The 13,867-nt window shown below is 35.9% G+C and carries 14 protein-coding genes; 3 read left to right on the top strand and 11 right to left on the bottom strand.

Going from position 1 to position 13,867, the window contains the following annotated elements:
* Nucleotides 1-6 precede the first annotated feature (6 nt).
* Nucleotides 7-963 (bottom strand): ABC transporter permease, encoded by a 957-nt coding sequence (locus tag NBE98_RS11800; RefSeq protein ID WP_250815185.1) that lies wholly within the window; start codon nt 961-963, stop codon nt 7-9.
* Between the two features lie 111 nt (nt 964-1,074).
* Complete coding sequence (locus NBE98_RS11795; RefSeq protein ID WP_250815184.1) at nt 1,075-2,802, bottom strand: peptide ABC transporter substrate-binding protein; 1,728 nt, start codon at nt 2,800-2,802, stop codon at nt 1,075-1,077.
* 282 nt (nt 2,803-3,084) lie between these two features.
* On the opposite strand from NBE98_RS11795, the gene NBE98_RS11790 reads away from it, so the two are divergent.
* The 3 genes from NBE98_RS11790 to NBE98_RS11780 are packed head-to-tail and all read left to right on the top strand — an operon-like array spanning nt 3,085 to nt 5,008.
* Nucleotides 3,085-3,462: a GntR family transcriptional regulator gene (locus NBE98_RS11790; protein ID WP_250815183.1), complete on the top strand. Its 378-nt coding sequence runs from the start codon at nt 3,085-3,087 to the stop codon at nt 3,460-3,462.
* A gap of 17 nt (nt 3,463-3,479) precedes the next feature.
* A complete protein-coding gene (locus NBE98_RS11785; protein ID WP_250815182.1) occupies nt 3,480-4,340 on the top strand; it encodes an ABC transporter ATP-binding protein in 861 nt (286 codons plus the stop codon).
* A complete protein-coding gene (locus tag NBE98_RS11780; protein ID WP_250815181.1) occupies nt 4,340-5,008 on the top strand; it encodes an ABC-2 transporter permease in 669 nt (222 codons plus the stop codon). Before NBE98_RS11785 ends, NBE98_RS11780 begins: the two co-directional genes overlap by 1 nt.
* 118 nt (nt 5,009-5,126) lie before the next feature.
* Here NBE98_RS11780 and NBE98_RS11775 read toward each other — a convergent pair whose 3' ends face one another.
* Genes NBE98_RS11775 through NBE98_RS11735 form a run of 9 tightly spaced genes read right to left on the bottom strand, consistent with a single transcriptional unit; the run spans nt 5,127 to nt 13,593 of the window.
* Nucleotides 5,127-5,762, bottom strand: coding sequence for a V-type ATP synthase subunit D (locus NBE98_RS11775; RefSeq protein ID WP_250815180.1), 636 nt, complete (start codon nt 5,760-5,762; stop codon nt 5,127-5,129).
* Between the two features lie 2 nt (nt 5,763-5,764).
* Nucleotides 5,765-7,144, bottom strand: coding sequence for a V-type ATP synthase subunit B (locus NBE98_RS11770; RefSeq protein ID WP_250815179.1), 1,380 nt, complete (start codon nt 7,142-7,144; stop codon nt 5,765-5,767).
* On the bottom strand, nt 7,137-8,909 hold the full coding sequence (locus NBE98_RS11765; protein ID WP_284703633.1) for a V-type ATP synthase subunit A: 1,773 nt from the start codon (nt 8,907-8,909) through the stop codon (nt 7,137-7,139). Before NBE98_RS11765 ends, NBE98_RS11770 begins: the two co-directional genes overlap by 8 nt.
* A 21-nt stretch (nt 8,910-8,930) precedes the next feature.
* Entirely contained in the window at nt 8,931-9,239 is a 309-nt protein-coding gene (locus tag NBE98_RS11760; RefSeq protein WP_250817559.1) for a V-type ATP synthase subunit F, read from the bottom strand.
* The gene (locus NBE98_RS11755; protein ID WP_250815178.1) at nt 9,232-10,221 is read right to left on the bottom strand and encodes a V-type ATP synthase subunit C; all 990 of its coding nucleotides are present in this window, start codon (nt 10,219-10,221) and stop codon (nt 9,232-9,234) included. Before NBE98_RS11755 ends, NBE98_RS11760 begins: the two co-directional genes overlap by 8 nt.
* A 12-nt stretch (nt 10,222-10,233) precedes the next feature.
* The gene (locus NBE98_RS11750) at nt 10,234-10,815 is read right to left on the bottom strand and encodes a V-type ATP synthase subunit E (RefSeq protein ID WP_250815177.1); all 582 of its coding nucleotides are present in this window, start codon (nt 10,813-10,815) and stop codon (nt 10,234-10,236) included.
* A 16-nt stretch (nt 10,816-10,831) separates the two neighbouring features.
* Nucleotides 10,832-11,317 carry a V-type ATP synthase subunit K gene (locus NBE98_RS11745; protein ID WP_250815176.1) on the bottom strand — a complete coding sequence of 162 codons (486 nt, stop codon included), beginning with the start codon at nt 11,315-11,317 and terminating at the stop codon, nt 10,832-10,834.
* A 28-nt stretch (nt 11,318-11,345) separates the two neighbouring features.
* The gene (locus tag NBE98_RS11740) at nt 11,346-13,280 is read right to left on the bottom strand and encodes a V-type ATP synthase subunit I (RefSeq protein WP_250815175.1); all 1,935 of its coding nucleotides are present in this window, start codon (nt 13,278-13,280) and stop codon (nt 11,346-11,348) included.
* On the bottom strand, nt 13,267-13,593 hold the full coding sequence (locus NBE98_RS11735; RefSeq protein ID WP_250815174.1) for an ATPase: 327 nt from the start codon (nt 13,591-13,593) through the stop codon (nt 13,267-13,269). The genes NBE98_RS11740 and NBE98_RS11735 overlap by 14 nt, the downstream gene beginning before the upstream one ends.
* Nucleotides 13,594-13,867: the final 274 nt, after the last annotated feature.

Below are 13,867 nucleotides of genomic sequence, written 5' to 3'. Positions count from 1 at the left end.
TCCCCCCTATCTATTTTTCCCATGAACTCTGATTCTTGGATCTACAACTGTATATAGAAGGTCGGTAATAAATATTAGTCCTATATACATAGCGGCAATTATCACTGTCTGTCCCATTATTATAGGCAAGTCTCTTCCGTTAACAGCATTTATATAGTACATTCCAATGCCGGGTATGGAAAAAATCCTTTCAATAAAAAAAGATCCGGTTATACACATACCTATGCTCATAGGGAGAATTGTAATGACAGGTATAAAGGAATTTCTCAGTACGTGTTTTAGTATAACCTGCTTTTCAGATAAACCCTTGGATTTTGCAGTTAAAATGTAATCTTGGTTTACAACATCCAGCATGGAAGTTTTTAAAAGCCTTGCATAGGAAGCTATATATCCGAAGCAGCCTGTTAATGTAGGAAGAACGGTATATTTCCACCCTCCAAGCCATAAGTCCTTTCCTTTTGGCCAGCCTATTACAGGGAATAATCCAAGCTTTCCTGCAAGTATTTTTTGAAGTCCAAGTCCAAAGATTAGATGTGGTATAGAAATAAGAAGGATAGAGAGGGTAACAATGGAATAATCTATCCAGGCACCTTTCTTCATAGCTGCAATTATCCCAAGCAGCAAGCCTATAGAAACACCTAGTGTCATCTGTTGAAGACCAAGCCTTGCTGAAGCTGGCAGCTTGTCTCTTATTATGCTTTGTACTGTTTGTCCAGGATACAAAATGGACTCCCCAAAATCTCCCTTAGTCAGACCTTTCATTGTAATAACATATCTTTCTAAAAGTGGTTTATTCAAGCCGTATTTTTTATACAGATTTTCTCTTATTTGTGGAGGAAGCTTCTCCGCTCTTTCTACCAGAGGATCACCAGGAACTGCAGCCAGCAGAAAGAAAGTTGCCGTAGCTACTATAAACAAAGTAAAAAGCATTTCGAAGAATCTTCTTACAACATATTTTCCCATACCGTACCTCCTTGTTTTAAATTTCAAGCAATATATTGCTAAGTTTATACAGTATTGAATAGTGCCTTTAAAATCCGTTCAATACTGTATAAACTATAGTAAGGCTATTGTTTATCTTCCTGCAGTATATGCTCTGCTAAATTCAATAGGAGGACCAAACATTGGTATGCTTAAATTCTTAACGTAGTTGTGAACAAAGTTTCTTGAATCTTCATACATGTATGGTGCTATACCAGCATCTTTAACTACTAATTGATTTTCAAGTTCTGCATAAAGTGCATCTCTCTTTTTAAGATCAGCTTCACCATCCAGCTTCTTAAATAATTCATCATACTCTTTGCTGCCATATCCACCGAAGAATTTTGCAAAACCACTGTTAGTTATCCATAAGTCTGCAAAAGTCATTGGATCGTTATAATCTCCATGCCAGCCATTAGTGAGAATATCATACTGACCTGCATTTCTTGCAGCTGCAAAGGTTTTTGAGTCTCCAAAAACTTGCATGTCTATTTTTATGCCTAGCTTATTTTCCCAGGTTTGCTTCCAATATTCCTGAGTTGACTTACTTAAGGCTGAACTTCCTGTTGTTATAAATATTAATTTTACTTGGCTTATGTCTTCGCTCTTTCCTAGTTCCTTTAAACCTTCTTTAAATAAGCCTTGGAGTTTTTCTTTGTTACCTTTATATTGATCATATTCAGCTTTAAGGGCTTCTTTGTGAACAGCTCTGAATTCATCATTTCCAATAGAAATTCCCTTTGGAATTAAACCGTACCCAGGATAATTTTTACCATATAGTGTATTTGCAAATTCCTCTCTGTCTATTGAAAGAGATAATGCCTTTCTTATTTTTGCATTTCCCATCATGCCAGAAGCACCATTTGTTTTTTGGTTGAAGCCTACAAAGCTCATAGTAGGAACATTGCTTTGTATATACTGTAGCTCGCCCTTATCAGCCATTGCCTTCCACTTAGCTGAGTATTCCTGCTGAGCCTCTATAACATCCATTTGCTTTGATTCAAAAAGCTGAGCTTGAGTTGAAAATTCATCAACTATAGTCATGTTAACCTTTTGAAGGCTTATATTTTTCTCGTCCCAGTAGTTTGGATTTTTCTCAAGAACTATGCTGTGCTCCTTTACCCATTCTTTTATAATGAATGGACCATTAAATACATGCTTAGTATGGTCTGTAGCCCAAGTTTCTCCACCAGCCTTTATAACGTCAAGTCTTATTGGGAACAAGCAAACAAAACCTAATTTCTTTTCGAATTGAGGAGCAGGTTTCTCCAATGTTATTTGAAGTGTTTTTTCATCTACTGCTTTTGCTCCAACCTCTTCAGCTTTTGCTTTCTTATTGTAGTAAGCTTCAGCATTTTTTATATCATAGGCAAAAAAGGCATAGGAAAAGGCTTTTTCAGGATCTAGAAGCCTTATAATAGAGTCAACATATTGCTGAGCTGTAACTGGCTTTCCGTCTGACCATTTATGATCTCTTATATGAAAGGTCCAAACTAATCCGTCTTTGGATACTTCCCACTTTTCCGCACCTGCTGGTTCTAATTTTTCATTTCCGCTCTTATCTGTAAACACTCTTGCAAGGCCTTCTTGAGTTTCAGTAATTATTTGAAACTCGCTTGTGTTTCTAGCATCGTTAGGATCTAAGGTAAGTGGATTTAGTAAAAATAAATTCAGATACTGATCCTTGTCCTTTTCTACAGTTGTTGGTTTTGTTTCTTCTGGTTTATTAGAGGAACTACTGTTGCACCCCGCAAGCGAAATAGCGCTTGTAAATGTAAGTGCAACTGCCAGTAAAGCGCCTAATAATCTTCTAGATTTCATCAAATGTACCCCCTTTTAAAATGTAATTTGATAATAAAGATATATAAATATTCATATATTTTTATTCTTATTCATTTAGAAGGAGATAAATGACAGAAATAGTGATAAAGGACTGCTTTTCAAGTTTGGAAGTGCATCTATTCTGAGAGAAGGTTAGCTTGTATTTAGTATTAGATTTAATACTACAATTTTTTATATCTATTGTTGACAACTGTGTATGTGGAGTATATACTGTATATATAGTACATATACAGTATGTACTCCATGAAGAAGGAGCTAGCTATGAATATTATTATTTCAAATTCAACCGGCGAACCTATATATGAGCAAATAACAAATCAAATCAAAAGCTCAATTATGAAAGGTGAATTAGAAGAGGGAGAGCTTCTACCTTCCATTCGTCTTTTGGCAAAGGAACTTCAAATTAGTGTTATTACTACAAAGCGGGCTTATGAGGAACTTGAAAGAGAAGGCTTTATAGAAACAATGCCTGGTAAAGGTTCTTATGTGTCAGGACAAAATAAAGAGCTACTAAAGGAAAAAAGATTAAAAGAGCTTGAAGGTAAGCTGATTGAAGTGATTACAGAGAGTAAGTTAATTGGACTAAGTATTTCAGAGCTAGAAGAAATGCTTAGACTACTTTTTAATGAAGAAAATTAATATGGGGAGGGATTAAATTGGAAAACATACTAGAGCTTAAAAATTTAAATAAGCAGTATAAAGAATTTTCACTTAAAAATGTAAGTTTTTCTTTAAAACCTGGTTATATAATGGGATTTATCGGACCTAATGGGGCAGGGAAAAGTACTACTATTAAGCTTATTATGAATTTAATTAAAAGAGATAGCGGAGATATTAAGATTTTTGGTAAGGACAACATTAAGCATGAAAAAGAAATAAAATCTAGAATTGGCTTTGTATATGATGAAAATTTTTATTATGAAGATTTAACAGTTAATGCAATGAAGGGTATTATAGCCCCTTTTTATAAAAATTGGGACAATAATGTTTTTTCAAAGTATATAAAGGAGTTTAATTTGCCAGCGAACAAGAAAATAAAGGAGTTATCCAAAGGAATGAAGGTTAAATTCTCATTAGCAATAGCACTTTCCCACAAAGCTGAGCTTATAATTATGGATGAGCCAACAGCGGGATTAGACCCAGTGTTTAGAAGAGAGCTTCTAGATATTCTTTATAACATAATCCAGGATGAAAGTGTAAGTATATTCTTTTCCACTCATATAACTACTGATTTGGAAAGGATAGCTGATTATATAACTTTTATTAATGAAGGTCAGATTATATTTTCAGAAGCTAAGGATGAGATTTTTGATAACTATGCTATTGTTAAAGGAAAGAGGGAAGTCTTAGATTTTGATTTAAGAAATGAACTAATTTCTGTACGAGAAAACAGCTTTGGATTTGAAGCCTTAACAAAAAGGGTAAATGGTGTAAAAAGACTTTTTAATCAAGATGTTATAATTGAAAGGCCAACCTTAGAAGATATTATGGTATATACAGTAAGGGGGAATGCTTAATGTATAATTTAATTCTAAAGGAATTTTTAGTACAGAAGAAAACTTTGCTTTATGGTATTGTCTATACTATTGTTTGTGCCTATGCTTTTGGTGATATAGTGCCAAATGGAGGCGCTATATATACAGTCGCACCTTTTGCTGTAATCTATCTGTTTGTTAACTATTCGGGCGGCTTTGATGATAAGAGTAAGGCAGATATTGTGTTTAACAGCCTTCCAATAAAGCGGGAAGATATAGTTATATCAAAGTATCTAGCTATTGTTTGCTTTGGTACCTTTGGAATTTTATGCTCTGCATTGCTTAGGTTAATTGGCTTTTATACAGGTTTTCCAAGGGTATCAAGACTTATTTCAGTTAATGATATTATAACAGTATTAGTTGGGGGAGGTATTTTTGCAGCTGTATTTTATCCTCTTTACTTTAAGTATGGTATGGTTAAAATGAAATTTGCAAATATAATTTTATTTTTGATTTTTATGTTTCTTCCTAGCTATATTGTAGAATATGCAGAAAAGAATCCTAATAGTGTAGTGGTAAAGCAGGTTATATCAGTGGTTGCTAACGCATCTGAGTGGAAAATTAATATGCTTCTAGCCGTTGTTGCCTGTATTATTGTACTTATATCTCTATTGGTATCCATGCGTATATATAAAAATAAAGATTTTTAGTAATTACAATTGTTTTATAAGGAAAAACAAAATAATAAAAATAATAAAATAAGAAAGTCAGCAGCCATAAACTGCTGACCTTTTTATTGGTTTAATTTTGACTTACAAGTCGATAGCACTATTTTTGAATTATGTCCTTAACCTTCATAAGTCTTACTAAGGCTCCTCTTTCATTCTCATCAAGCTTCATTCTAATGTACTTGATGGTTTCCTGAAGCTGAGGAATTGTCATGTATTCAAGAGCATTAACTCTTCTTCTTGTCTTTTCAATTTCATCTGCCATAAGCTGAGTGGATTTCTCTACTTCAGCTAGCTCAAGAAGCAGAGGAAGGGTTTTATAAAGTCTTCCAACTACATGATCAAGCTCTGGTGATGTATTGGCAAAACCATAAGGGTATATGCTGCCTTCGTCACCTTCAAGCTTTCTCTTAAATTTCATGACAGGAACGTTAACGCTCATTACATTTTTAGTATCAATTTCAACTGATATGCTTTCCTTTGGGAAGCTTAAGGCTTCTTCAACGACCTCAGAGCTTAGGATTGCTCTTGTGAGCATAAACTCCTTAAGAGTGTCATCAAGGTTTTCTTCAACCTTAGCTCTAAGTTCATTGTTGTGCTTAACAAGGGCTATAAACTGTCTTACAAGCTCATCCTGCTTATCTTTAAGGAGCTTATGACCTCTTACAGCTGTAGCAAGCTTTTTCTTAAGCCTTGAAAGCTCCATTCTAGTAGGGTTTACATTTAGCTTAGCCAAGGTTACTCACCTACTTTGTTAAGATACTTTTCTAAATACTCATCTCTAATTCTCTTAAGCTCTGTCTTTGGAAGTATTCTTAGAAGCTCCCATCCAAGCTCAAGAGTTTCTTCAATATTTCTATTTGTAGTGAAGCCTTGATTTACATATCTCTTCTCAAACTTTTCAGCAAACTCAGCAAACTTCTTATCTGTATCTGAAAGTGCTGATTCACCAAGGATTGCAGCAAGCTCTTTTGCCTGTTTACCTTGAGCATAAGCTGAGAACAGCTGGTTCATTGTATCAGCATGATCCTCGCGAGTCTTTCCTTTGCCTATACCCTTATCCTTAAGTCTTGATAGAGAAGGAAGAACGTCTATTGGAGGAGTTATTCCTTTCTTATAAAGCTCTCTAGAAAGAATTATCTGTCCTTCTGTTATATAACCAGTAAGGTCAGGAATTGGGTGAGTCTTGTCATCCTCAGGCATTGTAAGGATAGGAATCTGAGTTATAGAACCCTTCTTGCCTTTAATTCTTCCTGCTCTTTCATATAAGGTTGCAAGGTCTGTATACAGATATCCCGGGTATCCACGTCTACCTGGAACTTCCTTTCTTGCTGCAGAGATTTCTCTTAGCGCATCAGCGTAGTTTGTCATGTCTGTCATAATAACAAGCACGTGCATATCTTTTTCATATGCAAGATACTCTGCTGTTGTAAGCGCCATTCTAGGGGTTGATATTCTCTCAATGGCTGGGTCATTTGCAAGGTTTAAGAACAGAACAGATCTATCTATAGCACCTGTTCTATTAAATTCATCTATGAAGAAGTTAGCTTCTTCGAAGGTTATTCCTATAGCTGCAAATACAACTGCAAATTTTGAATCAGAGGATAAAACTTTTGCCTGTCTTGCAATCTGTGCTGCAAGCTCAGAGTGTGGAAGTCCTGAAGCTGAGAATACTGGAAGCTTTTGACCTCTAACAAGTGTGTTAAGATGGTCTATAGCTGAAATACCAGTTTGAATAAACTCTGATGGATAGTCTCTAGCATAAGGGTTTATTGCTTCTCCAGTTATATCAAGCTTTTTTTCTGGAAGTATTTTAGGACCGTTGTCCTTTGGTCTTCCCATACCATCAAAGGTTCTTCCAAGCATATCTTCTGATACACCTATTTGAAGAGGTCTTCCAAGGAAGCGAACCTTGGTTTCAGCAAGGTTTATTCCAGAAGAACCTTCAAAGATCTGCACCATGGCCTTGTCGCCGTTAACTTCAAGCACCTGGCCTCTTCTTTTTTCTCCGGTTTGAAGTTCAATATCAACAAGCTCGTTGTATTTTACTCCTTCAACACCGTCTACAACCATAAGAGGGCCTACAACTTCTCTAACTGTTTTGTATTCCTTAAGCATGCTTTTTTAGCCCTCCTTCTTCAATAAGTTTATCTACGGCTTCTACAAGTTCAGCTTGTATAGCATCTATCTTAGCTAATTCTTCTTCAGCAGTATATTTGCTTCTTGCTATTCTGTCTCTAACTTTAAGGTCTAAAATGCTCTTTAGGTATACGCCTTTTTCAAGAGCTCTTTCACCCTCTCTGTAGAAGGAAACTATAAGTTTAAGCATTTTATACTGCTTATTAAGTGAGGTGTAGGTGTCAATTTCATGGAAAGCATTTTGCTGAAGATAGTCTTCACGAATAGACTTTGCAGCTTCAAGCTTTAATCTGTCTTTTTCAGATAAGGCATCTATACCTACAAGTCTAACTATTTCATCAAGACTGGCTTCTTCTTGAAGAAGTGTCATTGCTTCAGTTCTAAGCTCTGACCAATCCGCAGCAGCGTGCTCGTTTATATAGGCATCAATTTTATCTTGGTATAGAGAATAGGAGTTTAACCAGTTTATAGAAGGGAAGTGTCTTCTATAAGCAAGCTGTGCATCCAGTCCCCAGAATACTTTAACTATTCTAAGTGTCGATTGAGTAACTGGCTCTGAAAGGTCTCCACCAGGAGGGGATACCGCACCGATTGCTGTTACTTCTCCAGTTCTAGTTTCATCACCAAGGCATATAACCTTGCCTGCTCTTTCATAGAACTCAGCAAGTCTTGAACCAAGGTATGCTGGGTAACCTTCTTCACCAGGCATTTCTTCAAGTCTTCCGGACATTTCTCTTAGAGCCTCTGCCCATCTAGATGTTGAGTCAGCCATTATAGCTACTGAGTAGCCCATGTCTCTGAAATATTCTGCTATTGTTATACCTGTGTATATAGAAGCTTCTCTAGCTGCAACAGGCATGTTTGATGTATTTGCTATAAGAACAGTTCTCTTCATTAGTGATTCACCAGTCTTAGGGTCTTTAAGCTCTGGAAACTCCATAAGAACGTCTGTCATTTCGTTTCCACGTTCGCCGCAGCCAACGTAAACAACTATTTCAGTATCTCCCCATTTTGCTATCTGGTGCTGAACAACTGTTTTACCAGCTCCGAAAGGTCCTGGTACAGATGCTGCTCCGCCTTTAACAACAGGGAAGAAAGTATCTATAACTCTTTGACCAGTAAACATTGGCTCAGTTGGGCTAAGCTTGCTAGCGTATGGTCTTCCACGTCTTACAGGCCATTTTTGAAGCATTGTAAGCTCCTTAAAACCAATAGCTGTCTCAACTACGCAAACAGTTTGCTCTATTGTAAATTCGCCAGCTTTAATTTCTTTAACTGTTCCCTCAACTCCGTAAGGAACCATTATTTTATGAAGCACAACAGGAGTTTCTTGAACTGTTCCAATAACCATTCCTGCTGATATCCTATCGCCCACACTAAGGGCAGGCTTAAAGTCCCATAACTTATCTCTATCTAGGGCAGCTACCTTAACCCCTTTTCTAAAGAAGGCGCTGTCTGCCGCTTTCAAATACGCATCAAGTGGTCTTTGTATTCCATCAAACATGGATTCTATAAGTCCAGGAGCAAGCTCTACTGAAAGAGGCTCGCCTGTAGTTTCAACAGGGTCTCCAGGGCCAAGACCAACGGTTTCTTCATAAACCTGAATAGAAGCCTTGTCGCCTCTCATTTCTATGATTTCACCGATAAGCCCATGCTCGCCAACTTGACAAACGTCATATACATTAGCACTCTGCATCCCTTCAGCAACAACCAAGGGACCAGCTACTTTGATTATTCTTCCCATGCTTATCTTGTTCCGCCTTTCTTACAATATATTTATACCTATAGCTTTTTGAACATTATCTTTAACTCGTTTTTTACCAACTCCAAGGCTTCCCTTATTGCCGGGTATTAAGATAATTGATGGAGTAATCATTTTATTGTAGCGCTCTATTGTTTCTTCGATTTCAACAGCTGCCTGTTCAGTTATGAAAATTACTCCATAGTCATTGTAAGCCAAGGTATCTACTGTTTTTCTTGCTTCCTCGCTGCTTGAAACTGAGAAAACTTCAATTCCAATTGCCTTGAAAGGCAGTACGGAATCTTTGTCTCCAACAACTGCAACCTTATACATAACTATCACGCAGCCTTTCTCTTACTAGATTTTCAGAAACCTTGTTAAGCTTACCAACTAAAATGATTCTTAAGTTTCTAATTTCAGTTTCTCTAGCAAACATATAAACAATAATTGGCTCTGGTCCTAGATTTATAAACTTAGCTTTTTTCATATAGTTCATGAGATAATTGTCAATATTCTTCTCTAGGCTCGCAAAGGAATCGGTTTTTGCATAGTATTCCATGCTGTCCTTAAGCATATTTCCATATTCTGAAGAGGAAAGCTTGTGAGAAATTCCTTCAAGATCCTCGCTGTATAGCTCATTAAAGGTCTTTTTATCTATACTTCCGCCTTCAATTAACAATTCTCTGAAAAAAGCAACCTCTTTGTTTAATTTTTTAACTCTTAATAAGGTTTTTATATTAGTTAAATCAATTAAAACATTTAAGTATTTGTTTATAAATTCGTTGTTTATATCTTTTACAATCCGTTTCATATGAGAAAACATATATTTATCTAAAATAATGTCTATTCTTTGAGGGTCTTTAGTTTCTTCATAGTCTGCAAGTACAGCTTCGATGGCTTCATTCATTATAGAAGGAAATTCTTTAACAGCTGCCCCATTGATAACCGCTTTAAGCTCATCAATATTTATAATTCCATTAGGAACTAATATGTCAGAGAAGTCTTTTTCAAGGATTTTTCCTTTAACTAAAGCCTTTATATTGTGATAGTCGTACTTAACTCTCATAAAATCCACTAGAATTTTATAAGGGCTTGCTTTGGCTATATCGCTGTACATGTTGCTTGCAGCAGCATTTAGTGCAGTTTCAAAATTATCGCCCTCCAAAAAGCTGCCATAAGGTGTTTCAGAAAGAAACTTTAAAGCCTCGCTTAAATTTTCAGAATCAATCATTCTATCATATTGATTTCTGCCAAGGAGTTTTGATTCCCATACTCTTATTAGAGAAACTATAGAGGCAAATTCTGTGCTTTTCACGGGATCATCCTCCTATTCAAACAGAATTTTTGTAACATCAAATATTAAATCTTCCTTTAATGATTCAATTATTGATTCAAAGGTGCAGTTTATTTGAATGCCCCTCTGCTCAACTATAAATCCATCAACATTTCCTGAAAGCGGCTCGCCAAGATTTAAATGAGCTCCTGTAAGTCTTGTTAAATCGCTTAGAACTTGAAGCGTTATAAGCTGAGCTCTACCAGGATTAACACGAAGCAAGCCTTCACCAGTTATTTTATAGGCTTTAATTGCATTTTTTAAAAAGCTTATAAATTCCGTTCCATTTAGGTTCTTTAAATTTTCCAAAGCATAGTCAAAGGTTTTTTCAATAACTTCATGCTTAGCACTAAGCTTTTCATTTCTTACTCTCAGCTCTGCATTTTGGAGTATTCTGCTTTTTTTAGCCTCGGCTTCTTCCTTAGCCTTTTTTATAAGGAGAGCTTCCTGGGAGGATGCCTCACGAACTTTACTGTTGACTAGAGTCTCAGCCTCCTGTTTTGCAGCAGCTAATATTTCAGCAGATTTTTCCTTAGCATCGCTAAGTATTTTATCTGTAATATTTTTTACTGACATATAATCACGTCCTCAACTAAAATACTCTGTTAACTAGTAAGAAGCCCATAACGAAGCCAAGCAATGCATAAGTTTCAACCATTGCAGCGTAGATAATACCCTTAGTGTTGTGTTCTGGCTTCTTAGCAAGTATTTGGATACCACCAACAGAAACTCTAGCTTGAGCTATTGCTGAGAAATATTGAACAAGACCAACAAGTAAACCAGCTATAAGGTAGTAAAGTCCTTGACCTAATGGAAGGTTGTTAGTTATCTTTGTCATCATTAAGAAACCTATAACGAATCCGTAAAGACCTTGTGTACCTGGTAGCAACTGAAGAACTAGCGCCTGAACGAATTTTTCTGGCTGTTCGGAGATAAGTGATGTAGCGGATTCACCCACCATACCAACTCCTTTAGCTGAACCTATACCTCCAAGCATAACTGTAAAGAGTATCCCAATAACTGCAAAGCCTATTCCTCCATAAGTTTGTAACCAAGCTCCTAAAGTAAGTGTATTCATAATAAAAAGTTCCTCCTTAAATATTAAATTACTTTATTTTTATATAATTATTTTTCATTTTAAATGGTTCAAAGGGTCTTCCGCCACCTGAGTAGAATTTACCGAAGAATTCAACATACTGAAGCCTTAGAGAGTGAACGTAAGCTCCTAGAAGACTCAATAACAGGTTGAATATATGAATAAGAACAAAGAGCAGTGGTCCTACAATAAAGAAAGCCACTCCAGGTATATAGCCTATGATGAGGTTCATAGCGCCCGCTATAGAAGCACCTGCCATACCTAAGGCCATAAGTCTTATATAAGAAATTAGATCTCCTATATATCCTGTGATTCCGTATAAAGCATAGAGCCCGCTAGCTAGCTTTCCACCAGTTGATTTTGCATCTCTTCCGTTGGTTAGGATAATTACTATCATGCCAAAGAACATAGCGTATTTTGCAATTGGTGAGCCTGTAGCAAGCAATAAACCAACAGAAACTAAGGTTATTATCCAAGCTCCTGCATCATAAAATGCATGAAGCCAACTGTCAGACTTTCCTATTATATAGGCTTTAGTTAAAAGAGCAACTAGTATTTGAAATGCTCCAAAGCCGATAGATAAATAAACAATCATAAATATATCTTCGGTCTGACTTATAAGTGCAGGTATTTTGACAGCATCGCCAAATACTGAACCAAAAATTAGTCCCCAAATGGTAGTGGAGATTCCAAGATACATGAAGAAGGTTAAGAAGTTTTTGGTGCCTTCTTCAAGTTTGAGTTTCTTTAGTGCAAACCAAGCTATCAAAAAGGTTATTAAACCATAGCCTGCATCAGCCACCATCATTCCAAAGAAGATGAAGTAGAAGGGAGCAACTAGTGGCGTTGGGTCAAATCCATCATATCTAGGCATGCTAAACATTGAAGTAATTGACTCAAAAGCGCTAACGAACTTACCGTTCTTAAGCTTAGTTGGAACATAATCCAAGTCTTCTTCTTTAACCTCAGAGAAGCTTAGAATATAATTATTTCCTACTATTTCTCTTATACAGCTTTCCATAAATTCGGTTTTGTCAGCAGGAATCCATCCAGAGATAATAACAGTTCTGTCACTCTTTAAGAAGTTCTCACTGGAAGTAAGCCTTATTAGCTTGTTTTCATAATACTCGTGAGCTCTCTCAAGAGTAGTCAGTTTATCAGAAAAGGCGCTAAGCTCTTCGTAAATTGCTGGTTTTTCCTTTTGGAGATTTTCTAATTCCTTATTAAGCTTGCTCATAATCTCTGAAGGTTTATCTTTGTAACTTAGTTTTACCTCTGAAAACTCAAAGCTTTTTAAAATTTCCTCGGCTTCCTTGTGTTGATCTTTGTGAGCAAACACTAGAATATAAGCATTTGCAGCGTCTCTGTCGATAGCCTCTATATGATGATACTGAAGTTTATCATCCAGTTCAGTTCTGAGTTTATCTTCCTGCTGAGTTGGTATAGTCCCAATAAAATAAGCTACATGTTTCATACCTTCTAAATTATTGAAAGGTATATCAAGCTTTCTCCAAGGATATAGTTCATCAAGCTCAGACCTAAGCCTTGATGAGCTATTGTCAATTGCGCTTAGACGTTCTTCCTTGCTTTTTATTGAGTAATAAATATCCTTCCATATCTCATCATTTCCATATTCCTTCAGGTCTTCATAGGTTAAAACAGGTTTTCCTTCTTTTAAAGCCTTCAGGCCTGATTCCTTAGGAACATAGTTTTTTAGAAACTCAATGGCAGTTCTTAGTTTAGACAGATTGTCTTCAATATCCCTAGCAGATGAATTAACTACATCTTCCTTTAAAAAACTTAAAGCTTCATTCTCTTCTTCTAGCCTTTTGCTTTGTAGATTGATAAATTCAACTTCTCCAAAGGCCTGAAGCTTCTTAAGAATTTTATTCTTATGCGCTTCAAAGGCTACAAGAGTAAATTTATTCATTCTAACTATTGCCATTGCTATTTACTATCCTTTCAATAATTAATTTTGAAGCTCTATCAAGCTTCACTTTGGGTAAATTTAAAATGTCTGAAATATTGGATCTACCTTTTTCAATAATTTCTGCGGCTTCTTTTTCTGCTGAGGAGACAGACTCATCAACTATTGCTTTAGCTCCAGCTTTTATTTCTTCTAAAGTAGAATTGTACTTTAGGGCTGCTTCGCTATTTGCGTTCTTAAGCATGTCCTTTGCTTCGACCTCAGCAACTCTTATTATATCTGCTGCTTCCTGCTCTACTCTTTTTATTTCCTGTATTTCCTCTAATGCCAAAGTATCACCTCCTTTTAGTTTGATTATCGAGAAGTTAAGACATCTCTTTAAGATAAAATGTAATTGAACAATTAATAATATTATTAATTAATAATTATTAAATTGGGTACAATATTCTAAAAATATTTTCAACATGATTATATCATATAAAGCTTTATGTTGTAAAACATATGGCTTAAGCTATTAGTGTTTATTGGATTGGGCGTTTACGGAAAATTGGGTAATTGCACAATTGTAAAAATATTACAGTTTATGGTATTATATAAGAACAAGA

The organism is Clostridium swellfunianum (genome assembly GCF_023656515.1).
Taxonomy (GTDB): Bacteria; Bacillota; Clostridia; order Clostridiales; family Clostridiaceae; genus Clostridium_AT; species Clostridium_AT swellfunianum.
This window is presented reverse-complemented; position numbering and strand designations above follow the sequence as displayed.

Bases quoted from the DNA above. Each gene is read 5' to 3' on its own strand.
- NBE98_RS11800 (WP_250815185.1), bottom strand. From the start codon at position 963: ATGGGAAAATATGTTGTAAGAAGATTCTTCGAAATGCTTTTTACTTTG.
- NBE98_RS11795 (WP_250815184.1), bottom strand. From the start codon at position 2,802: ATGAAATCTAGAAGATTATTAGGCGCTTTACTGGCAGTTGCACTTACA.
- NBE98_RS11790 (WP_250815183.1), top strand. From the start codon at position 3,085: ATGAATATTATTATTTCAAATTCAACCGGCGAACCTATATATGAGCAA.
- NBE98_RS11780 (WP_250815181.1), top strand. From the start codon at position 4,340: ATGTATAATTTAATTCTAAAGGAATTTTTAGTACAGAAGAAAACTTTG.
- NBE98_RS11770 (WP_250815179.1), bottom strand. From the start codon at position 7,144: ATGCTTAAGGAATACAAAACAGTTAGAGAAGTTGTAGGCCCTCTTATG.
- NBE98_RS11765 (WP_284703633.1), bottom strand. From the start codon at position 8,909: ATGGGAAGAATAATCAAAGTAGCTGGTCCCTTGGTTGTTGCTGAAGGG.
- NBE98_RS11760 (WP_250817559.1), bottom strand. From the start codon at position 9,239: ATGTATAAGGTTGCAGTTGTTGGAGACAAAGATTCCGTACTGCCTTTC.
- NBE98_RS11750 (WP_250815177.1), bottom strand. From the start codon at position 10,815: ATGTCAGTAAAAAATATTACAGATAAAATACTTAGCGATGCTAAGGAA.
- NBE98_RS11745 (WP_250815176.1), bottom strand. From the start codon at position 11,317: ATGAATACACTTACTTTAGGAGCTTGGTTACAAACTTATGGAGGAATA.
- NBE98_RS11740 (WP_250815175.1), bottom strand. From the start codon at position 13,280: ATGGCAATAGTTAGAATGAATAAATTTACTCTTGTAGCCTTTGAAGCG.